General features: G+C 60.1%; 17 protein-coding genes and 1 riboswitch. Of the genes, 8 read left to right on the top strand and 9 right to left on the bottom strand.

From position 1 onward, the window contains the following. Window positions 1-118: 118 nt before the first annotated feature. The 3 genes from glpE (at window position 119) to AB5Y76_RS12420 (ending at window position 1,671) form a co-directional block, all read left to right on the top strand. Window positions 119-442, top strand: coding sequence for a thiosulfate sulfurtransferase GlpE (gene glpE, locus AB5Y76_RS12410; protein ID WP_021229253.1), 324 nt, complete (start codon window positions 119-121; stop codon window positions 440-442). Then, entirely contained in the window at window positions 439-1,272 is an 834-nt protein-coding gene (gene glpG / locus AB5Y76_RS12415; RefSeq protein WP_263719012.1) for a rhomboid family intramembrane serine protease GlpG, read from the top strand. The genes glpE and glpG overlap by 4 nt, the downstream gene beginning before the upstream one ends. Before the next feature lie 141 nt (window positions 1,273-1,413). Further along, entirely contained in the window at window positions 1,414-1,671 is a 258-nt protein-coding gene (locus tag AB5Y76_RS12420) for an accessory factor UbiK family protein (RefSeq protein WP_106844556.1), read from the top strand. Window positions 1,672-1,725: 54 nt separating this feature from the next. Here AB5Y76_RS12420 and AB5Y76_RS12425 read toward each other — a convergent pair whose 3' ends face one another. The 6 genes from AB5Y76_RS12425 to trxA all read right to left on the bottom strand — a co-directional run bounded on the left by AB5Y76_RS12425 (window position 1,726) and on the right by trxA (window position 8,204). Then, complete coding sequence (locus AB5Y76_RS12425) at window positions 1,726-2,739, bottom strand: sensor domain-containing diguanylate cyclase (RefSeq protein ID WP_263719017.1); 1,014 nt, start codon at window positions 2,737-2,739, stop codon at window positions 1,726-1,728. Window positions 2,740-2,958: 219 nt separating this feature from the next. Further along, window positions 2,959-3,657 carry an NAD(P)H-flavin reductase gene (gene fre / locus AB5Y76_RS12430; RefSeq protein ID WP_005339423.1) on the bottom strand — a complete coding sequence of 233 codons (699 nt, stop codon included), beginning with the start codon at window positions 3,655-3,657 and terminating at the stop codon, window positions 2,959-2,961. 146 nt (window positions 3,658-3,803) lie between these two features. Then, window positions 3,804-5,273: a 4-hydroxy-3-polyprenylbenzoate decarboxylase gene (gene ubiD, locus AB5Y76_RS12435; protein ID WP_263719020.1), complete on the bottom strand. Its 1,470-nt coding sequence runs from the start codon at window positions 5,271-5,273 to the stop codon at window positions 3,804-3,806. A gap of 33 nt (window positions 5,274-5,306) precedes the next feature. Beyond that, entirely contained in the window at window positions 5,307-6,299 is a 993-nt protein-coding gene (locus AB5Y76_RS12440) for a hypothetical protein (RefSeq protein WP_263719022.1), read from the bottom strand. A 108-nt stretch (window positions 6,300-6,407) separates the two neighbouring features. Then, a complete protein-coding gene (gene rho, locus AB5Y76_RS12445) occupies window positions 6,408-7,673 on the bottom strand; it encodes a transcription termination factor Rho (protein ID WP_005339417.1) in 1,266 nt (421 codons plus the stop codon). A gap of 204 nt (window positions 7,674-7,877) precedes the next feature. Continuing rightward, window positions 7,878-8,204 carry a thioredoxin TrxA gene (trxA, locus tag AB5Y76_RS12450; protein ID WP_005339416.1) on the bottom strand — a complete coding sequence of 109 codons (327 nt, stop codon included), beginning with the start codon at window positions 8,202-8,204 and terminating at the stop codon, window positions 7,878-7,880. A gap of 113 nt (window positions 8,205-8,317) precedes the next feature. Between trxA and rhlB the strand changes: the two genes are divergently transcribed. The 3 genes from rhlB to AB5Y76_RS12465 are packed head-to-tail and all read left to right on the top strand — an operon-like array spanning window position 8,318 to window position 11,394. Then, complete coding sequence (gene rhlB / locus AB5Y76_RS12455; protein ID WP_005339414.1) at window positions 8,318-9,607, top strand: ATP-dependent RNA helicase RhlB; 1,290 nt, start codon at window positions 8,318-8,320, stop codon at window positions 9,605-9,607. A gap of 11 nt (window positions 9,608-9,618) precedes the next feature. Then, a complete protein-coding gene (gppA, locus tag AB5Y76_RS12460; RefSeq protein ID WP_263719026.1) occupies window positions 9,619-11,109 on the top strand; it encodes a guanosine-5'-triphosphate,3'-diphosphate diphosphatase in 1,491 nt (496 codons plus the stop codon). Window positions 11,110-11,139: 30 nt separating this feature from the next. Continuing rightward, window positions 11,140-11,394, top strand: coding sequence for a Rho-binding antiterminator (locus tag AB5Y76_RS12465; protein ID WP_159142792.1), 255 nt, complete (start codon window positions 11,140-11,142; stop codon window positions 11,392-11,394). Between the two features lie 71 nt (window positions 11,395-11,465). On the opposite strand, the gene AB5Y76_RS12470 is transcribed toward AB5Y76_RS12465, so the two are convergent. The 3 genes from AB5Y76_RS12470 to prlC all read right to left on the bottom strand — a co-directional run bounded on the left by AB5Y76_RS12470 (window position 11,466) and on the right by prlC (window position 17,081). After that, window positions 11,466-12,218 (bottom strand): class I SAM-dependent methyltransferase, encoded by a 753-nt coding sequence (locus tag AB5Y76_RS12470; RefSeq protein ID WP_031227422.1) that lies wholly within the window; start codon window positions 12,216-12,218, stop codon window positions 11,466-11,468. A 63-nt stretch (window positions 12,219-12,281) separates the two neighbouring features. Next, on the bottom strand, window positions 12,282-14,831 hold the full coding sequence (locus AB5Y76_RS12475) for a bifunctional diguanylate cyclase/phosphodiesterase (RefSeq protein ID WP_263719031.1): 2,550 nt from the start codon (window positions 14,829-14,831) through the stop codon (window positions 12,282-12,284). Between the two features lie 207 nt (window positions 14,832-15,038). Continuing rightward, the gene (gene prlC, locus AB5Y76_RS12480; protein ID WP_139405505.1) at window positions 15,039-17,081 is read right to left on the bottom strand and encodes an oligopeptidase A; all 2,043 of its coding nucleotides are present in this window, start codon (window positions 17,079-17,081) and stop codon (window positions 15,039-15,041) included. A gap of 437 nt (window positions 17,082-17,518) precedes the next feature. Beyond that, window positions 17,519-17,604, top strand: a riboswitch (cyclic di-GMP riboswitch). 50 nt (window positions 17,605-17,654) lie between these two features. Here prlC and AB5Y76_RS12485 point away from each other — a divergent pair. Beyond that, window positions 17,655-19,844 (top strand): immunoglobulin-like domain-containing protein, encoded by a 2,190-nt coding sequence (locus AB5Y76_RS12485; RefSeq protein WP_263719038.1) that lies wholly within the window; start codon window positions 17,655-17,657, stop codon window positions 19,842-19,844. Window positions 19,845-20,012: 168 nt separating this feature from the next. Next, window positions 20,013-23,519 (top strand): hypothetical protein, encoded by a 3,507-nt coding sequence (locus tag AB5Y76_RS12490; protein ID WP_263719040.1) that lies wholly within the window; start codon window positions 20,013-20,015, stop codon window positions 23,517-23,519. Window positions 23,520-23,532: the final 13 nt, after the last annotated feature.

A 23,532-nucleotide genomic window follows, 5' to 3' on the forward strand; every position in this document is an offset into this window, starting at 1 on the left:
CTGACCCGCATGCCATATCAACAAGGGAGCCGCTGGCTCCCTTATCTTTTGTGGGGTTAGTTTGCGCCCAAGCTTGCGGTACACTGGCCCGTAATCAACCTATTCGCAGGACATCCCGATGGACCAGTTTGCCCATATCAGTGCCCATGATGCCCACCAGAAACTGAGCGCGGGTGAAGCCCGTCTGGTGGATATTCGCGACCCGCAATCCTTTGAAGCGGCCCACGCGGTCGGCGCCTTCCACCTCACCAATGGCACGCTGGTGCGCTTTATGAATGAAGTGGATTTCGATACCCCGGTCATCGTGATGTGCTATCACGGCAACAGCAGTCAGGGGGCGGCCCAATACCTGCTGCAACAGGGTTATGACGAGGTCTACAGTCTGGATGGCGGCTTCGAGGCGTGGCGCCGGGAGTTTCCCATCGAGGCAGGCGAGGCATGATCCAGCTGCTGGTGCTCGACAACGCCCGCATGGCGCAGGCGCTGGTGGACTATCTGGCGACCCTGGGGATCTCCTGCGAGCTGACCCAGTCCGAGCTGGGGGTCACCATCTGGCTGGCGGACGAGCAGCGCCTCGCTCAGGCCCAGCTGGAGGTGAAGCGCTTTCTGGCCGAGCCGGGCCACCCGCGCTATATGGAGGCCTCCTGGCAATCCGGCCGCGCCGATGCTCGCATCGACTACAGCAAGGGGATGACGGATCCCATCACCGACTTCCTCCATCAGGCAGGGCCACTGACGCTGGTGGTCATCATCGCCTGTCTCGCCATCTACGGGATCGATGCCATCGGCCTGCCCATTTTTGATCAACTGGCATTCCACCCGACGCTGGCCCAGTTCACCGACTGGCAGGCGTGGCGCTATTTCACCCCCGCCCTGATCCACTTCTCGGTGCTCCATCTGGTGTTCAACTTGCTGTGGTGGTGGTATCTCGGCGGCCAGATCGAGCAGCGCCTCGGCAGCGGCAAGCTGCTGATCCTGCTGCTGGTGGGCGCCGCCCTGCCCAATATCGCCGAGTTCTTTGCCAGCGGCCCGCTGTTTGGCGGCCTCTCCGGCGTGGTCTATGCCCTGCTCGGCTACTGCTGGCTGCGCAGCAAGCTGCAACCGGCCTGTGGCCTGACTCTGCCACCGGCGCTGATGGGCTTTATGCTGTTCTGGATGGTGCTCGGCTTCTTCGACATGCTCGGCACCAGCACGGCCAATATTGCCCACCTGACCGGTCTGCTGGTCGGCCTGCTGCAAGGCTGGCTGGATCGCAACCACCAGCCGGGCTGATTTTTCAGCAGCCGCAGAAACGAGAACGCCGCCCCGAAGGGCGGCGTTTGCTTGCCAGCACAAATGGTAAAAAGCCGCCGCGATCTCGGCAAAGTGAGGGAATTGTCGGTAGAATGTCCGCCAACGCTTAAGGAGGACATCATGATCGACCCGAAGAAACTGGAAGAGATCGCCAAGCAGGTGCACAACTCCCTGCCGCCCGGCATTCGCAGCATGGGTGAAGAGGCCGAGAAGAAGATGCGTCAGGTACTGCAAGCCCAGCTGGGCAAGCTGGATCTGGTCAGCCGCGAAGAGTTCGACGTGCAGACCAAGGTGCTGCTGCGTACCCGTGAAAAACTGGCCGCCCTCGAAAGCAAGCTGGCTCAGCTCGAGCAGCAGATCGGCGCCAAAGGCGAATAACGAAAACCCCAGCTCGGCTGGGGTTTTTGCTTTGTATTGAACCTGTAAAAACCATCACACCTGAAGCAGATACCAGGCCCGCTTGCCGCGTGCCTTGGCCTCATACATGGCCCTGTCGGCCACCTCCAGCGCCTGCCGGAAGCTCAATGGCTCCTCCTCCCACAGGGCGATGCCGATACTCAGCCCCACCCGTTGCGGGCAACCGGGTTTGGGCACATAGCCGTGCATCCGGCTGATCAGGGCGTCAGCCAGTTGCGCCAGGCCATGGCTCGACACATCCCGGTGCAGATGCACCACAAACTCGTCGCCGCCGTAACGGCCACATAGCGCCGAGCCAGGCATAATAAGGCGCAGCCAATCCGCCATCTGCTGCAACACCAGATCGCCGCAGGCGTGCCCCAGCTGGTCGTTGATCCCCTTGAAATCATCCAGATCGATAAAGAGCAACGCCCCCGCACCTTGCGGCTGCAGCTGGGCAAACGCCTTGCCAAACCCCTGCCGGTTGAGCAAGCCGGTCAGTGCGTCGCTGTTGGCTCGCTCAGCCAATCGCTGCTCATAGGCCTTGCGCTGGGTGATATCGATATGGGAGCCCATGATCCGCAGCGGCTTGCCATCGCCATCCCGATCGACGACCCGTCCCCTATCCCACAGCCAGGTGACCTCGCCTTGCGGATTGATGGTGCGGTATTCGGCTTCATAGAAGGGGGTTTTCCCCTCAAGGTGGGCAAAGTAGCTGCCCATGGCATGGGCACGATCGTCGGGATGGAGCTTGGCGCTCCACTGATCGAAATGAGGGGCCATGTCACCGGCCTGAAAGTTCTGCAGATTGAAGACCCGCAGCTCGCCGGTAGGAATAGTGCCCTGCCAGAGACAGATGCCGGTGCCATCGAGGGCGGCATTGAGCTTCTCCTGCAACAGGCCATTTTCATGCTGCAAAGCGGCGATCTCTGCCTGCAAACGGGCTATTTCACCGCCATGAGGGGACGGGTTCAGCGTTGCGACCCGCTCGACAGAGCCGGTCTCTCCCCTGTCATCCTCCGCAGATGCCCTGCCCTCTTCACTCAACACTGCGCCTCCTTGTGCTTGCTCTATGGATGCTCTTGTCAATCCCCCACAAAGATGCCATCAGCTAGGCTCGATTAGTAGCCATTCATAGCCAAAATATTGAAAAATAATGGGATAACGCCGTGATAATCCAACCATTCGGTACGATCAGGTACTGCGGCAGCCACAAAAACAAAAGCCCCCGGCAAAACCGGGGGCTGCGTCATCCAGACGGGGATCCCGTCAGATAAATTCGTAGGCATCACCGAAGATGCGCTCCGGCTCGGCGCCGAGGATCTTGAACTCCTCACGCGCGGCACCCGCCATCTCGAAACGGCCGGCGACATAGATGTCGTAGTCGTGGAGGCTGACGAAATCATCCATGATCGCCTTGTGCACCAGTCCGCTCTTGCCGGTCCAGTCAGCCTCCGGCTCCTGCACCACCGGAATAAAGGTGAGCGGCGCATAGTCACGCTCCCACTGCTGCATCTGCTCCAGCTCATAGAGCCAGTGAGCCTGACGCACACCCCAGTAGAAGAACACCGGGCGCTTGCTGCCCGTGTCGATCAGGTACTCCAGAATGGAGCGGGCGTAAGAGAAACCGGTGCCGCCCGCCATCAGGATCAGCGGACGGGGGGATTCATCGCGCAGGAACGCCTTGCCAGCCGGCAATTCGACCTCGATCTCCCCCTGCTCGCGCATGCGGGCCAGCACCTGACCGGCGTAGGCGTTCTCGGGAGTGGCACCAATTTGCAGCTCCAGCACGCCCGGGCGGGTCGGCGAGTTGGCGATGGAGAAGGGGCGCTTGTCCGAATCGCTCATCACCACCAGCAGATACTGGCCCGGCTTGAAGCTGATCGCTTGCTGCGGCGTCAGGGCCACATGCCAGATGGTGTCGACATATTCGCGCAGTTCCTCTACGCGGCATTTGATACGTTGCATTCTTGTCCTTGTGGCGGGCTCGCTCGGCCCGCTTCGCTCATTGTTTCACTATGGAGTGACGACCAGCAGCCCTGGCCCCGTCAGTCGAGAATACTCAAATCAGTGCGGATCGCATCACTTTTTGCAGCAAAGCTGTCATGTTTGCCTCATCCGAGGATATTTAGCTCATCCCAGATGGCATCAACCTTCTGCTTCACCGCCTCATCCTGCACTATGGGCTGACCCCACTCCCGATTGGTCTCGCCCGGCCACTTGTTGGTAGCATCCAGCCCCATCTTGGAACCGAGGCCGGAGACCGGCGAGGCGAAGTCCAGATAGTCGATCGGGGTGTGCTCGATCAAGGTGGTGTCCCGTGCCGGGTCCATCCGGGTGGTGATGGCCCAGATCACATCCTTCCAGTCGCGGGCATTGACGTCATCGTCACACACCACCACGAACTTGGTGTACATGAACTGGCGCAGGAAGGACCAGACCCCCAGCATCACCCGCTTGGCGTGGCCCGGGTAGCGTTTCTTGATGGTCACCACCGCCATCCGGTAGGAGCACCCCTCCGGCGGCAGATAGAAGTCCACAATCTCGGGGAACTGCTTCTGCAGCAGCGGCACGAACACCTCGTTCAGCGCCAGACCCAGTACCGCCGGTTCATCGGGCGGACGGCCGGTGTAGGTGCTGTGATAGATGGCATCGCGCCGCTTGGTGATGTGGGTGATGGTGAAGACCGGGAACTCGTCCACCTCGTTGTAGTAACCGGTGTGGTCGCCATAGGGCCCTTCCGGCGCCATCTCACCCGGCTCAAGATAGCCTTCCAGCACAATCTCGGCGCTGGCGGGCACCTCCAGATCGCAGCTGATGGCCTTGATCACCTCGGTACGGCTGCCACGTAGCAGACCGGCAAAGGCATATTCGGAGAGGGTATCCGGCACCGGCGTCACCGCGCCGAGAATGGTCGCCGGATCGGCTCCGAGTGCCACCACCACCGGGAATCGCTCACCGGGGTGGGCCTCCTGCCACTCGCGAAAATCGATGGCACCGCCACGGTGATCGAGCCAGCGCATGATCAGCTTGTTTTTGGCGATCTTCTGCTGGCGATAGATGCCGAGGTTCTGCCGCTTCTTGTAGGGGCCACGGGTGATGGTGAGGCCCCAGGTGACCAGCGGCGCCACATCGCCGGGCCAGCAGTGCTGGATCGGGATCTGGTCGAGATCAACCGCATCGCCCTCCTGCAGCACCTGCTGGCAGGGCGCGGAAGAGAGGCGTTTGGTCGGCATGTTGAGCACCTGCTTGAAGATCGGCAGCTTCTCCATCAGCTCCTTGAATCCCTTGGGCGGCTCGGGCTCCTTGAGATAGGAGAGCCAGACCCCGACCTGACGCAAGGCGCCCACATCGGGCTGGCCCATGCCCATGGCAACCCGATCCGGGGTACCGAACAGGTTGGTCAGCACCGGCATGGTGTAGCCTTTGGGATTTTCGAACAGCAGAGCCGGGCCACCCGCACGCAGGGTGCGATCGCTGATCTCGGTCATCTCCAGATAGGGATCTATCTCGCGGGTGATCCGCTTGAGTTGTCCGTTTTGTTCCAGCTGCGCGATGAAATCACGCAAATCCTTGTATTTCATGCAAGTTCCCAACCGGGTTCAGGAGGTCACGCATTATAACCCTGGCTGCCCATCGGGTGTACCCGAATCGGGTAGCAGACTCGGTGCAATGGGTGGCACGTCACGCTGGCCGAGGCGTCTGGCCAGCGCAGAGAGCAGCTGGGGCTCGTCCACCTCCATCAACAGACCGGCCACCAGCGCCCCGTATTGACGGTTGGAGAGTTCCGCCAGCAGGTATTTCTGGGCTTGCGGCGGCAAGGGGGAGAGTGCGCTCAGTTGGCGCAGGGCGGCTCCCTTCAATCCCTCATTGCCACTGGCGGCAATCAGCAAATCACTGGCAGCACTGCCGTGATGGAAGCGGTTGATGGTAGAGAGTGCACGCAGCGCATCCTGATCTGCCGGCCGCCGCCACAGCATGCTATAGAGCGCCGGTTCCCCGGTGCGCTGCAACAGATGGAACAACAGGTGATTATCGGGCAGATAGATATTCTGGCTGGCCAGCGCTTGCGCCTCCCGCATCCAGATCGGTTGCGGCAAGGTATCGAGGGCCAGCAACAGGGCTTGCTGCTGCATGGCGAGATCGGGGTTACTGCTGTAGTAGATGGACTTTAGCTGGAAGCTGCCCTGGGCAAGCTGCTGCCGATAGCGCTGCATCAGTGATTGCAGCTGCCACTCCCCCAGCAACTGACGGGCCTGCGCGGCAAAATCATAGACAGGTTGCTGCACCAGAAAACCGTCGACCTGCTGCTCCATGAGCCACTCGGGGGCCTTGTCGGCCTGAGCCTCGACCCATTGTTGCAACGCAGGGGATGCAGGGGTGGTAGCTGGAATATCCCGCAGCAGCTGCAACAGCAGGAACTCCCGCCGCTCGCGACTCAGGGTCGCCAGCAGAGAGTCGATGGCTGCAAATTGCCCCTCCTGCAGACGGCCCGCCAGATAGCGCTGGTGAGTCTGCAACGTCTCGGCTGTCACCGCGACCGGTGCACTCTGCGCGCAGGCTGGCATTGCACTCAGCAACCCCAGCAATAACCAGAAAACAGGCTTCATGACGTCTCCATCCATGTGACATCGGGATCTCATACTACTAGGGCGACCGGAAAACAGATAAACAAAAACCGCGACCAGGGCCGCGGTTTCGTCATTTTCTGACCGGACTTACTTCTGCTGGCGCCGCATGGCGTCGAAGAACTCGTCGTTGGTCTTGGTCATCGCCAGCTTGTCGATTAGGAACTCGATACCGTCGATCTCGCCCATCGGGTGGACAATCTTGCGCAGGATCCACATCTTCTGCAGCTCGTCACCTGAGGTGAGCAGCTCTTCCTTACGGGTGCCTGAGCGGGTGATGTCGATAGCCGGGTAGACACGCTTCTCGGCAATCTTGCGCGAGAGGTGCAGTTCCATGTTGCCGGTACCCTTGAACTCTTCGTAGATAACCTCGTCCATTTTGGAACCGGTATCGATCAGCGCGGTGGCGATGATGGTCAGGCTGCCGCCCTCCTCAACATTACGCGCGGCGCCGAAGAAGCGCTTGGGACGGTGCAGGGCGTTGGCATCCACACCACCGGTCAGTACCTTGCCGGATGACGGGATAACGGTGTTGTAGGCGCGAGCCAGACGGGTGATGGAGTCCAGCAGGATCACCACATCTTTCTTGTGCTCGACCAGACGCTTGGCCTTCTCGATCACCATTTCGGCAACCTGAACGTGACGGGAAGCAGGTTCGTCAAAGGTGGAAGCGATCACTTCACCTTTCACCATGCGCTGCATCTCGGTCACCTCTTCCGGACGCTCGTCGATCAGCAGAACGATCAGTTCACAGTCCGGGTGGTTGTAGGCGATGCTCTGGGCGATGTTCTGCAGCAGCATGGTCTTACCGGCCTTGGGCGGCGCCACGATCAAGCCGCGCTGGCCTTTACCGATGGGGGAAGCCAGGTCCAGTACACGGGCGGTGATATCTTCGGTAGAGCCATTACCCCGTTCCATACGCAGACGTTCGTTGGCATGCAGGGGGGTAAGGTTTTCAAACAGGATCTTGTTGCGGGAGTTTTCCGGGCGGTCGTAGTTGACCTCGTTGACCTTGAGCAGTGCGAAGTAGCGTTCGCCCTCTTTCGGTGGCCGGATCTTGCCGGAGATGGTATCGCCGGTACGCAGGTTGAAACGGCGGATCTGGCTCGGGGAGACGTAGATATCGTCAGGGCCTGCCAGATAGGAGCCGTCTGCACTGCGCAGGAAGCCGAAACCATCGGTCAGGATTTCCAGCACACCGTCGCCAAAGATATCTTCACCACCCTTGGCGTGCGCCTTGAGGATTGCAAAAATAATATCTTTCTTGTGCGCCCGAGCCAGATTTTCCAACCCCATGGATTCGCCAAGCTTGACCAGCTCGGACACAGGAGTGTTCTTTAATTCAGTCAGATTCATAGTGGTGAAAGTCTGTAAGCAAGGATTGAAATGAGGAGACAGTCTGCTGGATTGATGCTGATCGGATTTGATTGCCAGGCTGTGGTTAGCAAAGAGTCAGGCAAAAAGGTTAGCAAACGAGCGATAAACTAGCACCAATCGGGATGAGCGTCTAGGTGATAAAACACAAGGAGCGCATTATTGCAATGCGCTCCTCTTTAATTATTACAGGTTGCCGTCCAGGAACTCTTTCAGCTGAGTCTTGGACAGTGCACCGACCTTGGTCGCTGCCACTTCGCCATTCTTGAACAGCAAGAGGGTCGGGATACCACGAATGCCGTACTTGGGCGGAGTATCAGAGTTATGGTCGATGTTCAGTTTGGCTACGGTCACGCGACCTTCGTACTCTTGGGCAACTTCTTCCAGGATCGGGGCAATCATCTTGCACGGACCACACCACTCGGCCCAGAAGTCGACCAGAACGGCGCCATCGGCTTTGATTACATCTGCCTCGAAGCTGGCATCGCTCAGCTGAACAATCTTGTCACTCATCTCCAACTCCAGTCAGTAATTAAGGCTTTATTGACATATCAACAAAGGCAATAGTTGCCCTATTTGAAATGATCCTGTTTATTATTGCAAGCCTAACCTGATAACCTACCGCCATGAGCAAAACACACTTAACGACCGACAAATTCGCCCAAATGGGCCTCGAACCCGAAGTTCTGGCTGGTCTGGAATCAAAGGGATTTCACTATTGCACGCCCATCCAGGCACTGTCTCTGCCACTGCTGGTAGAAGGTCATGACCTCGCCGGTCAGGCCCAGACAGGAACCGGCAAGACCATTGCCTTCCTGGCCGCAACATTCAACTATTTGCTGACTCACCCGCTGACCAAGCCCCGTCTGGTTAACCAACCCAGAGCCATCATCATGGCACCCACCCGGGAACTGGCAGTACAGATCTATAACGATGCCGACAGCATCGCCGCTTCTACCGGCCTGAAACTCGGCCTCGCCTACGGTGGCGAAGGTTACGACAAGCAGCTGGCCGTGCTGGAGCAGGGCGTCGACATCCTGATCGGCACCACCGGCCGCATCATCGACTACTTCAAGTCCAAGGTGATCGATCTGAGCAACATTCAGGTCGTGGTACTGGACGAAGCGGATCGCATGTTCGATCTGGGCTTCATCAAGGACATCCGCTTCCTGTTCCGCCGCATGCCGCCCGCGACCGAGCGTCTGAGCATGCTGTTTTCCGCAACCCTCTCCCTGCGTGTGCAGGAGCTGGCCTACGAACACATGAACCACCCGGAACATGTGCAGGTAGAGCCGGAGCAGATGACCGGCGTGCGGATCAAGGAGGAGCTGTTCTACCCCTCCAATGAAGACAAGATGTTGCTGCTGCTCTCCCTGATGGAAGAGGAGTGGCCGGAAAAAGCGATCGTCTTCGCCAACACCAAGCATGTCTGTGAAGACGTTCACGCCTGGCTGGAGAATGACGGCCACCGCGTCGGTCTGCTAACCGGTGACGTGCCGCAGAAGAAGCGGATGAAGATCCTCGAGGATTTCACCAAGGGTGCGCTCGATATTCTGGTCGCCACCGACGTGGCCGCCCGTGGTCTGCACATCCCTGACGTGACCCACGTCTTCAACTATGACCTGCCCGACGACGCCGAAGACTATGTACACCGTATCGGTCGTACCGGTCGTGCCGGCAAGAGCGGTCACTCCATCAGCCTGGCCTGTGAAGACTATGCCTTCAACCTGCCGGCCATCGAGGAGTACATCCACCACGCCATTCCGGTCAGCAAATATGATCGCGAAGCGCTGCTGGATGACGTGACCCCGCCGAAACGGGTGTTCCGCAACCGTCAGCCGGTGAACCGCAACATGCGGGATCGTCAGGGCGGTGGCAACAGCAACAACCGTCGTCGTCCGCCGCGCAAGAGCTAAGGACAGGCCCGTTGCACAACTCGCCTCTCTATGCCGCTATCGACCTCGGCTCCAACAGCTTTCATATGCTGGTGGTGCGCGAGGTCGCCGGTGCCCTGCGCACCGTCGCCAAGGTCAAGCGCAAGGTTCGCCTCGCAGCCGGGCTCGATCCGGAATTTCGTCTCAGCCGTGCCGCCATGGAGCGGGGCTGGGACTGTTTGCGTCTCTTCTCCGAACAGTTGCAGGACATTCCGGCCGACAACATCCGGGTGGTGGGCACCGCAACCTTGCGGCTTGCCACCAACGTCGACGATTTCCTCAGCGAAGCGGAACGGGTACTCAACCACAGCATAGAGATCATCTCGGGCGAGGAAGAGGCCAAGACCATCTATGAAGGGGTCTCCTGGACCTCCGCCGGGGAAGGCAACCGGCTGGTGATCGACATCGGCGGTGCCAGCACCGAACTGGTGATCGGCGAACATAGCGAAGCAAAACTGCTCAACAGCCTGCACATGGGCTGCGTCACCTGGCTCAACAATCACTTTGGTGATGGTGAGCTCTCCGAAGCTCGTTTCGAGCAGGCGATTGCCGCCGCCAAGGCGGTGCTGGAGAAGGTGGCGGAAGATTACCGCGCCCTCGGCTGGCGCACCTGCGTCGGCGCCTCCGGCACGGTACAGGCGCTGCAAGAGATCATGCTGGCGCAAGGGAAGAGCGAGCGGGTCACCCTGCCGAAGTTGCAGGAGCTGATGGGTCAGGCCATCGCCTGCGGCAAGCTCGACCGGCTGCAACTGGAAGGGCTGGCGGCCGAACGGCTGACCGTGTTCCCCTCCGGCCTCGCCATCCTGATCGCCATCTTCGAAACCCTCGATATCGAGAGCATGACGCTGGCGGGTGGCGCCCTGCGCGAAGGACTGATCTACGGTCTGCTGGGCAACAATCACGACTGTGATGCCCGGGATCGCACCGCCGACAGCCTGATCAGCCGCTATCAGCTGGATAAAGAGCACGCCGAACGGGTGCGCGATACCGCCGTCGAGGCGTTCAACCAGCTGCAACCGGCCTGGCGACTCTCCAAACGCTACGGTCGCCCGATCTTGCGTTATGCCGCCCTGCTGCACGAGATCGGCCTCTGTATCGAATACAAGAAGGCGCCGCAACACGCCGCCTACATCATCGACAACATCGACATGCCGGGCTTTACCCCTGCGCAAAAGAAGCTGTTGTCGGCCCTGCTGTTCAACCAGCGGGACGAATTCAAGCTGGAACCGCTGGAGAAACAGGGTGCAGTCACCGGTCGTCAGGCGATCCGCCTGGCCCGTATCCTGCGCATCGCGCTGATCCTCTGCATGCGCCGCACCCAGGGCACAGTGCCCAGCTTCACCCTGCAGGCAGAAGAGGAGTCACTGACCCTGACCCTGCCCAAGGGCTGGATGGATGAACACTACCTGCGCGCCAGCGAGCTGCGCTTGGAAGTGGAGCGCCAGCAGAAGATGGGCTGGCCGACCCGCGTACAGGAAGCCTGACTCAGCAACCTGCCTGTTTTGGAGCCGATCATGCCGGATTATCAACCCATCAGCTGCGATCTCTACGACTGGCTCGAAATTGCTGCCAGCTGGCAACTGCCGGTAACCCTCACCAGCCACGATGGTCACCAGCGGGATGACAAGATCCGCACTATCGAAGCCAGCGAAGGGGTCGAGTATCTGCTGCTGCACAGTGGCGAGCGGCTCAGTCTGGCAGAACTGGCGACCCTGCGCCTGAACTGGCAAGGGGAAGAGAAGCTGATCCGCTTCGCGCCAACCAACTGAATCCAATACGAAAAAGGAGGGCCAACATGACGTTGGCCCTCCTTTTTTGCATCCGCAACTCGCACCGGCCGTTAACTCGCCGCCAGCGCCGCCATCACATAGACATCGAAGCGGTTGCTCTTGGTCTCGATAGCCATGCTGGGCTTCTGTTCATTGAGCCAGCCGGCGTAGTCGGGGCGTTTCACCACCACCCGCTTGTTCGCCATCTTGAGCGCGGCAGGCAGCAGGGCATCCGCATCAAGATCCGGCCCCACCAGCGACTGGAACACCCGCATCTCCTTTTTCACCAGCGCCGACTTCTGCTTGTGGGGGAACATGGGGTCGAGGTAGATCACCTCGGGCCGCTCCGGCAGCGCCAGCAGATTGTCCACCGCCGGGCCTTGCAGCAGGTGCATCCGCTCGCTGACCCAGGGGCCAATCTCGGGATCCTGTGCCGCCCGCGCCAGCCCATCCTGCAACAGAGCGGCCACCACAGGGCTGCGTTCGATCAGGGTCACCTTGCAACCGAGGGAGGCGAGCACGAAGGCATCGCGCCCCAGACCGGCAGTGGCATCCACCACGGTCGGTGTGGCACCGGCCTTGAGCCCCACCGCCTTGGCGATGGACTGGCCCCGACCTCCGCCAAACTTGCGGCGATGCGCCACCGCCCCTTCCACGAAGTCCACATAGACAGCACCCAGCTTGGGCTCATCCAGCTTGCGCAGCTCCAGTCTCTCTTCAGTCAGTACCAGCGCAAACGGAGCCGGAAACTCCACGTCGGCAAGGCGTAAACGCAGGGCGTCGAGCTCGCCATCACGGGCGGGGACTTCACTGAAAACCTGAATATGGGGCATAGGGGACAGACTCATGGCACGTACAGAAGCGGCCATGATAACAGAAGCGGTGGATCAGCTCACGACAGTGAGGTTCATCCCCTGACGGTTGAGAGCGAGGTAATCGATGAGATCGTCATAGGCCAGCGGGCGGCTGAGCAGATAACCCTGGGTGAAGGCGCACCCCTTCTGGCAGAGGAAGTTGAGCTGCTCGCGGGTCTCTACCCCCTCGATCACCACCTGCATGCCGAGGTTGTGCACTATGTTGATGATGCCATCGAGCAGCATCCGATCCTGCTCGTTGAAGGGGATATGGCGCACGAAGGAGCGGTCGATCTTGACCAGATCAACAGGGAAGGTGCGCAGATAGTTGAGGGCCGAGTAGCCGGTACCGAAATCGTCGATGGCCAGCTTGCAGCCCGCCTCGCGCAGGGCATCGATCCGCACCCTGTGCTGATCGCTGCTCTCCATCAGCAGAGATTCGGTGATTTCGATGACGATGTCGGCAGGATCGAGTCCGAAATGCTGGATCACCTTGAGCCACTCGCTCGCCTCTGGGTCGATGGTCTGGAACTCCATGGTGGAACGGTTGATCGACATCTGCAGATCCGAGAAGCCGGATTGCTGCAACCGCGCCAGATCCCGGCACGACTGCCACAATACCAGCGCCCCCAGCCCCTGAATCAGACCTGCCTCTTCCGCCAGCGGAATGAACTCGGCAGGGGAGACCTGTCCCCAGTGGGGGTGATACCAGCGCACCAGCGCCTCCAGCTTGGCGACCCGTCCGCTGCGATTGTCCCAGATGGGCTGGTAGGCCATGGTCAGCTGCTCCAGCTTGATCGCTTCGGCCAGATCCTGCTGCATCTGGTGGCGCTGGCGCACCTCTTCCCGCATGGATGAGCAGTAGGCACCGAGCAACCTTCCCTGCCGCTTGGCCGCAAACAGCGCCTGTTCGGCGTTGCGCAGCAGCTCGTCGCTCTCGCTGCCATCAACCGGGCAGAGGGTCATGCCGATGGTCGCGGTCACGTAGAGATGCTGGTTGGCCAGCATAAAGGGGCGGGCGAAGCTGCCGATCACCTGCTTGGCAAACACCTCGGCCTGACGGCGGGTGACGATGCCGGGCACCAGGAACGCGAACTCATCGCCACCAATGCGGGCCACCAAATCTTCGGTGCGCACCCGGCTCACCAGTCGATCCGACACCTCCCGCAGCAGGGCATCGCCAGCATGGTGATCCATGCTGTTGTTGACCGCCTTGAAGTTGTTGAGGTCGAGCACCATGAGCGCGAAGCGCTCGCCCCGCTCGCAGAAGCGGGTGAGGCAGCGGCCAAACAACCAGCGGTTGGGCAGGCTGGTAAGGTTGTCGTAGTTGGCCTGGGTCGCGATCTTCTGCTCGGCCACCTTGGTCTGGGAAAGATCGCTGAAAATGGCGATATATTGCTGAATTTTGCCAGCTTCGCGCAGGGTGCTGATCATCAGCTGCTGCGGATAGAGCTTGCCGTTCTTGCGCTTGTTCCACACCTCGCCACGCCACACCCCCACCCGCTCCAGCGCATGGTACATGTCGGCATAGAAGGTCTGATCGTGCAGCCCGGACTTGAGCATGCTGGGACGTTGGCCCCGCACCTCATCGCTGCTGTAGCCGGTGATCTGCTCGAAGGCCGGGTTGACCGAGATGATGCGGCTGTCGGCATCGCACACCAGAATCGCTTCGGAGAGGTTGTCGTAGACCCGGTGGGAGAGCTTGAGCTGCTCCGCATGGCGCTTGAGGGGATCGATATTCTCCAGCAGCACCATCAGGTAGTCCGGCTGCTGCTGCTCGTCGCGGATCAGGGTGACAGTCACCCGTCCCCACAGGATCTCGCCCCCCTTGCAGAAGTAGCGCTTCTCCTGGGTGAAACTGCTGCGCTCGCCGCGCCGGATCTCTTCGTAGCACTCAAGGCTGCGCTGCCAATCCTCCGGGTGATTGATGTCGGAGATAGAGCGATGAAGCAGCTCGTCGAGGGGATAACCCAACATCTTCTCTATGGCCGGGTTGGCCCAGAGAATGCGGCCGGTGAGATCGAGCTTGCCGATCCCCACCGGGGCCTGAAACAGCATGCTCTGCAGCACATGGGGTGTATCAGGCAAGAGTTGCGGCAACTGGCGTTGCAGCATCAGCGCCAGTTCGCGACCGGCCAGCGGCCCCAGCAACCGGAGCAGCCCCATCACCTTGGTCATATTGGCCTGCGGCTGACGATAGAGCAGGCAGCAGATGCCTATGGTCTCGCCATCCGCATCCTTGAGGGCGATCCCGGCGTAGGCCTGGGCTTGCCACGCATCGGCAAGCGGCATCGCGGGGAACAGCTGCAACAGACGATCGCTGAACCAGGCTTCCCCCTCCTGCCAGGTAATGGCATCGGGAGAATCAGTGATTGGCAGCGTCAGGGTATCGGGGTCAAGAGAGGAGGGATGGGCAGCCTGAACCGTCAGGTGGGTAACATTTGATTCCCTGCTGGCGATCAGGACGACATCAGCCATCACAGCAGCGGCGATTTCACTCACAAAGGTATCGAAATATCCCTGGCCGCTCGAATGAGCCAGACTTGAGATGATTTGATAGACGGAATCGAGTGCTCGCCTCATGGCAAGTGGCTTTCTCTCCTTGTAGGTTAGAACACGACTCTACTGAAGAGCCGTGGGCAGTGCAAATATGCAATCAGCAAGATATTAAAAAGCCTTGAAAAAAGGGACCAAAAGGTCCCTTTTTGTCGCAGAAATCACGACTCGATCCCACTATGCCGCAAAACAGTGTACCTGGTTGAAGCTCACACAGGCAGCGGGTCAGGAATCTCAGGCGGCGATCCCGCTGTGTCGCAACAGCGCATCCACCTTGGGCTCACGACCACGGAAGGCTCGGAACAGCTCCATCGGCTCCTTCGAGCCCCCCTTCTCCAGAATATTCTTCAGGAAGGATTGGCCGGTCGCCGGGTTGAAGATCCCCTCCTCCTCGAAGCGGGAGAAGGCATCGGCAGAGAGCACTTCGGCCCACTTGTAGCTGTAGTAGCCCGCCGCATAGCCACCCGCGAAGATGTGGGAGAAGCTGTGCTGGAAGCGGTTGAACGCTGGCGGCGTCATCACGGCTACCTGACTGCGCACCTCATCCAGCAGCGCCGGGAGCTGTGCCGGATTGGCCGGATCAAACTCCTGATGGAGACGGAAGTCGAACAGGGCGAACTCCAGCTGACGCAGCATCTGCATGGCCGCCTGGAAGTTGCGGGCGGTCAGCATCTTCTCCAGCAGATCGGCAGGCAGCGGCTCGCCGGTCTCGTAGTGGCCGGAGATAAAGGCCAGCGCCTCGGACTCCCAGCACCAGTTCTCGAGGAACTGGCTCGGCAGCTCCACCGCATCCCACGCCACGCCGTTGATACCAGCGACACCGGCCACATCGATGCGGGTCAGCATGTGGTGAATGCCGTGGCCAAACTCGTGGAACAGGGTGACCACTTCGTTGTGGGTGAACAGCGCAGGCTTGCCATCCACCGGGCCGTTGAAGTTGCAGGTCAGGTAGGCCACCGGTTTTTGCAGCGAGCCATCCTGACGGTAGCGACGACCCAGACAGACATCCATCCAGGCCCCGCCCTGCTTGTGCTCGCGGGCATAGAGGTCTAGATAGAAGCTGCCGCGCAGCTCGTCGTCGGCATCGAAGATATCGTAGAAGCGCACGTCCGGGTGCCAGGTGTCGATGCCGAGGCGCTCGCGCACCTTCATGCCGAACACCCGCTTCACCACTTCGAACAACCCCTTCACCACCTTGCTGGCGGGGAAGTAGGGGCGCAGCTGCTCATCGGAGATGGAGAACTTGTGCTGCTTGAGCTTCTCGGCGTAGTAGGCGAGATCCCAGGCTGCCAGCTCGGTCTGACCATGCTGATCGGCGGCGAAGGCGCGGATCTCCTCCAGCTCGGCCTTGCCTTGTGGCAGGGATTTGGCCGCCAGATCGGTGAGGAAGCTCACCACCTGTTCGGTCTTGTCCGCCATCTTGGTGGCCAGGGAGAGCTCGGCATAGTTGGCAAAGCCCAGCAGTTGAGCCAGTTCGCGGCGCAGGGTGAGCAGCTCGCTCATGATGGCGGAGTTGTCCCACTTGCCCGCATTGGGGCCCTGATCGGAGGCGCGGGTGGTGAAGGCCTCATACATCTCGGCGCGCAGCTCGCGGTTGTCGGCATACATCATCACCGGCAGGTAGGAAGGGATATCCAGCGTGAACAGCCACCCCTCTTTGCCTTTAAGTTCAGCCATCTGACGGGCAGCGGCACGCACGCTGTCGGGCAGACCGGCCAATTCGGCTTCATCGGCCACCAGCTTGTGCCAGCCCTGGGTCGCATCCAGCACGTTGTTGCTGAAACGGGAGGCCAGCTCGGAGAGGCGGGCCTGAATCTCGCCGTAACGCTGCTGCGCCTCGGCAGGCAGACCGATGCCGGAGAGGCGGAAGTCACGCAGGGTATTCTGGATCTCCTTGCGCTGGGCGCCGCTCAGCAGCGGGAAATCATCGCTCTGGGAGAGGGCCAGATAGGCCTGATAGAGCCCTTCATGCTGACCGACATAGGTCTGGAATTCGGAGAGCAACGGCAGGCAGGCGTCATGGGCCTCGCGCAGCGCTTCGCTGTTGAGTACGGAGTTGAGGTGGCTGACCGGTGACCAGATCCGTGACAGGCGGTCATTTACCTCTTCCAGCGGGGCAATCAGGCTATCCCAGGTATGGGGATCACGCTGGGCCAGCACATCGCTGATCTTCTGCTTGCAGTCAGCAATCGCCTGAATCACGGCAGGCTGAACCTGCTCCGGCTTGATCTGGCTGAAAGGGGGCAGCGAATCCATTGTCAGCAAAGGGTTATTCATCCCGGTTACCTCTTGTTTGGTCTTGAACAGACCGCTTTAGCAGCTCTGTATGGCTTTCTAACATGTGGCCAAGCCACGCAATAATCAAGCGGGAATCCGCCGCAACCCTGTACTTTTCCAGCCATTGCGACCCGGATCTCTGCCGTTGCTGCAGTTTTGCCATCAACAGCCAGTAACAGGATGAATATGTGGGCCTTTTTTGGCTCTTACCGCTACTTTCAAGGGGCAAAAAGTCGCCATTTACCGGCGCCACAGCTGCCAGCCAAGTACCGTCATGCTCAATCATGGAAACGGACCAAATGTGCTGACTGTAACAAATTATCAATATTTTTCAGTCAATTAGAATCAAAACCAGCTATTGATTAATTTATTTTCAAGCATCTATCATAGGCAACCTGCCATGCAGGTCACTTGATTCTCTGTGCTGCACAGAAATCGGGTGAAAAAGGCAAAGTGACCCGAAAGGGCGCGACGCAAAGCCACCGGTCTAAGGGAAAACACCTATGACAGCGGGGCTGCCCCCGGGGACGTCCGGTCACAACCGACGCCCCATTTGCACCGTACGGAGAGACGATGAACAAACTCAAATTATCCCTGCTTGGCTGCCTGCTCGGCATGGGCGCCCCCATGGCATATGCCACCAGTGCCGGTCAGGCGATGGTCAACCCCCAGTCCGGCGTAGTGGTCGGCTATTGGCACAACTGGTGTGACGGCTCGGGCTACAAGGGCGGTATCGCCCCCTGCGTCAAGCTCGATCAGGTCAACCCGCAATATAACGTGGTCGATGTCTCCTTCATGAAGGTGTATGGCAGCGATCCCATCCCCACCTTCAAACTCGACCCGGCCATCGGCATGAGCGAAAGCCAGTTTATCGAGCAGATCGCCGAGCTGAACCGTCAGGGCCGTGCCGTGCTGCTGGCGCTGGGCGGTGCCGATGCGCACATCGAGCTGCGCAAGGGTCAGGAGCAGGCCTTTGCCGACGAGATCATCCGTCTGGTGGAGACCTATGGCTTCGACGGGCTGGATATCGACCTGGAACAGGCCGCCATCACTGCCGCCGACAACCAGACCGTGATCCCGGCGGCCCTGCGTCTGGTCAAGGATCACTACCGCGCCCAGGGGAAAAACTTCCTCATCACCATGGCGCCGGAGTTCCCCTATCTGACCCAGACTGGCGCCTACATCCCCTATATCCGCAATCTGGAAGGCTACTACGACTGGATCAACCCTCAGTTCTACAACCAGGGTGGCGACGGTATCTACATCGATGGCATCGGCTGGATTGCCCAGAACAACGATGCCCTGAAAGAAGAGTTCATCTACTACATGGCGGATTCGCTGAGCAACGGAACCCGCGGCTTCTACAAGATCCCCCATGACAAGCTGGTGTTCGGCATTCCGACCAACATCGACGCCGCCGCCACCGGCTATGTGCAGGATCCGCAGAAGCTCTACAACGCCTTCAACCGCCTGAAGAGCGAGGGGCAACCGCTGCGTGGCGTGATGACCTGGTCCATCAACTGGGACATGGGCCGCAACGCCGCCGGTCAGTCCTACAACGAATCCTTCATCAAGAGCTACGGCCCCTTCATCCACGATCAGGAGATCACGCCCCCGGTCGACAACGGCAAGCCGGTGTTCAGCGGCTTGAGCGATACCCGCATCAAGCAGGGTACTGCCTTTGATCCGCTGGCCGGTGTCAGCGCCAACGACAAGGAAGATGGCGACCTGACTGGCCAAATCCAGGTGGAAGGCTCGGTAGAGAGCCAGCGCATCGGCCTCTACCCCCTCACCTACAAGGTGAGCGATCGCGACAACAACGTCACCGAGCAGGTACGTACCATCGAGGTCTACAGCATGAAGCCGGTGTTCAGCGGCGTCACCGACACCACGCTGGAACTGGGTACCCCCTTCGATCCGATGACAGGCGTCAGCGCCCATGATGAAGAAGATGGCGACCTGACCGCCCAAATCAAGGTCAGCGGCAACGTCGACAGCAGCAAGGTCGGCCGCTACACCCTCACCTATCAGGTGAGCGACAGCGCCGGTCAGCAGGTAACCCAGCAGCGCAACGTGACCGTCAGGGAGCAAGGCGCCGTCTGTGAAAACAGCTGGGATGCCAAGATGGTCTACGTGGGCGGCGACATCGTCAGCCACAACGGCAAGAACTGGCTGGCAGGCTGGTGGACCCAGAACGAAGAGCCGGGTACCACAGGTGACTGGGGCGTCTGGCGCGTACAGGGCGACAGCGACTGCGGCGGCACAACGCCCCCCGCCGAAGGCAGCAGCGACTTCACCGTCAGCGCCATGGCGAGCGAGTACACCATAGTCAACGGTCAGGTCAGCATCCGCTTCAACCTGACCACCGCCAACCCGGTACAGATCACCGCAACTCTGGAGCAGAGCGGCCACAGCCACGGTACCACCAGCAGCCAGGTGAACGGCACCAGCACCCTGGTACTGCAGGGCAGCAACGTCACCGATGGCAGCTACGAAGTGGTCATCACCGGTCTGGCGGACGGCCAGCAGCCGGTAGTACAGCGCTTCCCGGTTGCGCTGACCGAAGAGAGCAGCGGGGGTGGCGAAGGTGACTACCCGGCCTACGCCCCCAACACCGGCTATCAGGCCGGTGATCGGGTCAGCAATGCCGGTGGCAACTACGAGTGCAAACCCTGGCCCTACAGTGGCTGGTGTGGTGGCTCGACCAGCCACTATGCGCCGGGTACCGGCAGCGCCTGGAGCGATGCCTGGATCAAGCTCTGACCTTGCCCCAACCACTAACGGGGGCTGACAGGCCCCCGCCCATATCCTGCCCGTCGGCCATGCTGCCGATGGGCTGGATGCACTGACCCGGACGGGTTAGCCCCTCTCTTTTACATGCTTGCCAACCACCCAAAAACGTCCAACAACAACCAAGATAAGGAAATCACCATGCCAAGAACCACCAAGCTTGCCACCCTGCTCGGTCTGCTGCTGTCGGCCCATGTCGTGGCCGATGAGCGCGAACAAGCCTATTTCAAACAAACCTATCAGGAGCACTACGAGCAGATGACGGCGCGCCTCGCCGCGCTGCACCAGAGTGCGGCTGACGAGCAGAACGTGATCATCAAGGATGGCAAGCGCCACCTTGCCATCAACGGCCTGCTCTACCCGCTGACGGCGGATAACCACATCCTGTTCGATCTGCCCAAACCCCACTTTTTCGACGAAACAGCCATTCGTAACGTCTTTGATTTCTTCGATGAGGAGTGGGAGCTGACCTGGTACGACGGTGGGGTCGTCGCGGTCAACAAACGCTTTGGCAACTATGACTACGGCAACGGCTGTCTGCTGGAGTACTTCCCCCACGGCCAGATCCAGAATGGCGAACGCACCCGGGTGGTGATGGAGACCAGCTCCTGCAGCGTCAACTCGTTTGCCACCTCGCTGCAATATCTGGACAAAGGCGAGGAGCTGACGGCCGACCAGCTGGGGCTGGACGCCAGCCTGATCACGGCGGTCGAGCGCTATCAGGATCGGCTCTATGTCAGCCAGAACGGCAATCCGGGCCATGTGGCCATTATCGATATCCCGAGCCGCCAGCAGATTGGCGAGATCCGCGGCACCGCAACCGGCAGTGCCACGGCCTACAACCAGGTCAGTGAACTGTTTGTCCGCAACAACCTGCTCTACGTGGTCTCGCGCTACTCGCACCGGGTCGATATCTTCGATCTGGCCGATGAACATCGCCATGTCACCACCCTGGGAACCGGTCGGGATTCCGGCAGCAACAGCCTGCACCGCGCCCAGGCCGTCTTTGCCAATCAGGATTACGTGCTGGTGGCCGATGCGCTGAGCGAGATCAAGGTCTACCGCCAGCAGGATGTGACGCCGGAGAACAGCCTCAAGACCCCCATCGCCGGTCGGCTCGCCTTTGAAGGAAAATACAGCCACCGTCTGGTGCAGCTCCATCAGGTGGGTGACTATCTCCTGGCCCATACCGCCGGCAAAAACTACTACATCTATGACTTGCGCAAACTGGCTGATGCCATCGCCAGCAACACCCCGTTGGCGCCTGAGCAGGTGATCGCAGACAGCAATCTGCAAAAAATCGACATGGATGGCGATCGGCTGGTGGTGAACTTCAAGGACTGCATCGAGTGGCATGATGCCGATACCCTGATCGCCAACGACTTTCAGTTCAAGAACCCGACCTTTACTGTCTGGGAGATCAACCAGCAGCCTGTGGCGGCGCTGAAAGATCTCCAGCTGGCGGGCTCGGCGCTTGTCACCGCCAACGAACGCGGCCTGGGTTTCAACCAGCTGCTGAGCAAGGAGATCAGCTTCACGGCCGACGAGCAGTTGCCTGCTCGCCCGCTGATCTTCGATCAGCTGATGCCGGCCGCAGTCAGCTACATACTGCGCAATGACGAACCCTACGAGGTGCTGATCGATCGCGCCCAGCGTTCGGTCAACATCAATTCGCTGGTCAAGACCGAGCTGCTAGATAACGACACGGTGCGCATCACCAACTATGCCGCCAGAGAGCTGCATGACATCAATATCGAGTCACGCCTGAACGGTATCAACAAGTGGCTGATCCTGGGCCAGCTCGATCGCCTGCCCGCCTATGCCCAAATCACCCTGCCACTGACCGCCTTTGGCGAACAGGGCCGCTTCAACAGCGCCAGCCGCGATGGTGTGTTTGATCTCAACAACCTGCTCGACAACAGCATCAATCTGCCCGCCCAGTTCGAGCACAGGTTCAGTTCCAACTCGGATCCGTTTGCCCAGAAGCTGGCACGCCTCAAGCCAAGCTGGAACGTGCGTTTCGCCACCAACACCAGCGGCTCCTGGCGCCCCATCAATGCCCTCTACGCCCGCGAGTGGCTGATCATCGCCACCAACCTGGCCTACATGGTCTCGACCAAGGAGTTCAAACACGTCTGGTACAACTTCAAGGCGGTGAACGGCTACGAGATGTTCGGCAATGGCGGTAACAGCTATGTGCCAAACGGGATCTTTACGGCGGCCGATTATGACTACTACTACCACAGCCTGATGAAGCGTCCCTACCTCAACCTGGGGATCACCGCCATGGGGGGCGGGCTGGGGAGTGGTGGCATCACCGGGGTCGATACCTTTAACTTTGTCAGCCACTACTACGGCGGCTGGGGCATCATTGCCCACGAATTTGGCCACGGCTTCGATGGGAAGTCCTACAGCCATGAGAGCGCGTTTGCCCGTGGCAGCCACGGCTGGCATCCCCTGATGACGGGCATGGCCAACTACCATATCCGCAAGGGCGACCTGCCCTATCTGGACGATGATCTCAACGGCTTCCACAAGCCGGAAAACGACATCTATCGCTACAACTCGGTCAGCCAGGGGGCTCGCAAGCACCGCGCTGACAGCCACATGTACTATACCGACCACTACTTCATGCAATTCTCCACCATGCCGCAAGGCTGGGTAGCCAACGGCAGCGACTTCAGTGCCGGGCAGCTGGCGGCCCTGAACAATCAGGAGCGACTGCTGATGGGCTGGATCCCCAAGGAGTCGGAGAAAGGCAATCTCTGCCGGTTCACCTTCCAGGATGGCGAGCAGTACTACGGCTACGTCGAACAGCGGGCTGATGGTCTGCTCTGTGATGCCGGATCCCTGATCCGTTATCGTCAGCCCGATGGCCAGTTTGTGCCGCTGGTCTCGGCCATCAACCAGTTTGACTGGCTGTCACTCCACCACAAGGGCAAGCTGGATCAGCCAGTGCTGCACCAGAATGGTCGCCAGCTCTGCTACAAGAATGTGGCGGGCTTTTACGGTATCGGCTTCGTCAATGACAACAAACAGTGCACCCAGTTGCCCAACGTCTATCAGACCAATGGCAAGCACTGGCTGACCAGCTCCGGCTGGACCGGTCTGACCTACCTGAGCGGAGACTTCATCCTGCCCACTACCGGTAGCAGCAGTGACTTCACCGTCACCGACCTGGCGTCTGAATATTCCATCGTTAACGGCGCGCTCAATCTGGGCCTGACGCTGACCACCGCCAACCCGGTGACCATCACCGCGACCCTGTTGCAGGATGGCAATCCGGTCGCCACCGGCAGCGCCCTGATCGATGGTCAGGGTTCCCTGCAGCTGACGCAGTCGGGCCTAGCGGCCGGCAGTTACGAGCTGTTGCTGGCGGGCATGGCTGAGGGGAGCAAGCAGGGCTTCGAGCGCCGCTTCACCCTGGCATTGGTGGAACAGGCTCCGGGTGGTGACAGTGACGGTGGTAACGGCAGCTACCCGGCCTATGTTGCGGGCACCGCTTATCAGAGTGGCGAACGGGTCAGCAATAACGGTGGCAACTACGAGTGCAAACCCTGGCCCTACAGCGGCTGGTGTGGCAGCTCGACCAGCCACTATGCACCGGGTACCGGCAGCCACTGGAGCGATGCCTGGACCAAGCTGTAATCAGCCGCTCGTG

The sequence above is a fragment of the Aeromonas sp. R1-2 genome (assembly GCF_040908505.1).
GTDB classification, from domain to species: Bacteria; Pseudomonadota; Gammaproteobacteria; order Enterobacterales; family Aeromonadaceae; genus Aeromonas; species Aeromonas veronii.

What these genes read in the sequence shown, in the direction of transcription:
- glpE (WP_021229253.1), top strand. Translation starts at nt 119, where the DNA reads ATGGACCAGTTTGCCCATATCAGTGCCCATGATGCCCACCAGAAACTG.
- glpG (WP_263719012.1), top strand. Translation starts at nt 439, where the DNA reads ATGATCCAGCTGCTGGTGCTCGACAACGCCCGCATGGCGCAGGCGCTG.
- AB5Y76_RS12420 (WP_106844556.1), top strand. Translation starts at nt 1,414, where the DNA reads ATGATCGACCCGAAGAAACTGGAAGAGATCGCCAAGCAGGTGCACAAC.
- fre (WP_005339423.1), bottom strand. Translation starts at nt 3,657, where the DNA reads ATGCAACGTATCAAATGCCGCGTAGAGGAACTGCGCGAATATGTCGAC.
- ubiD (WP_263719020.1), bottom strand. Translation starts at nt 5,273, where the DNA reads ATGAAATACAAGGATTTGCGTGATTTCATCGCGCAGCTGGAACAAAAC.
- AB5Y76_RS12440 (WP_263719022.1), bottom strand. Translation starts at nt 6,299, where the DNA reads ATGAAGCCTGTTTTCTGGTTATTGCTGGGGTTGCTGAGTGCAATGCCA.
- rho (WP_005339417.1), bottom strand. Translation starts at nt 7,673, where the DNA reads ATGAATCTGACTGAATTAAAGAACACTCCTGTGTCCGAGCTGGTCAAG.
- trxA (WP_005339416.1), bottom strand. Translation starts at nt 8,204, where the DNA reads ATGAGTGACAAGATTGTTCAGCTGAGCGATGCCAGCTTCGAGGCAGAT.
- rhlB (WP_005339414.1), top strand. Translation starts at nt 8,318, where the DNA reads ATGAGCAAAACACACTTAACGACCGACAAATTCGCCCAAATGGGCCTC.
- AB5Y76_RS12465 (WP_159142792.1), top strand. Translation starts at nt 11,140, where the DNA reads ATGCCGGATTATCAACCCATCAGCTGCGATCTCTACGACTGGCTCGAA.
- AB5Y76_RS12475 (WP_263719031.1), bottom strand. Translation starts at nt 14,831, where the DNA reads ATGAGGCGAGCACTCGATTCCGTCTATCAAATCATCTCAAGTCTGGCT.
- prlC (WP_139405505.1), bottom strand. Translation starts at nt 17,081, where the DNA reads ATGAATAACCCTTTGCTGACAATGGATTCGCTGCCCCCTTTCAGCCAG.
- AB5Y76_RS12485 (WP_263719038.1), top strand. Translation starts at nt 17,655, where the DNA reads ATGAACAAACTCAAATTATCCCTGCTTGGCTGCCTGCTCGGCATGGGC.
- AB5Y76_RS12490 (WP_263719040.1), top strand. Translation starts at nt 20,013, where the DNA reads ATGCCAAGAACCACCAAGCTTGCCACCCTGCTCGGTCTGCTGCTGTCG.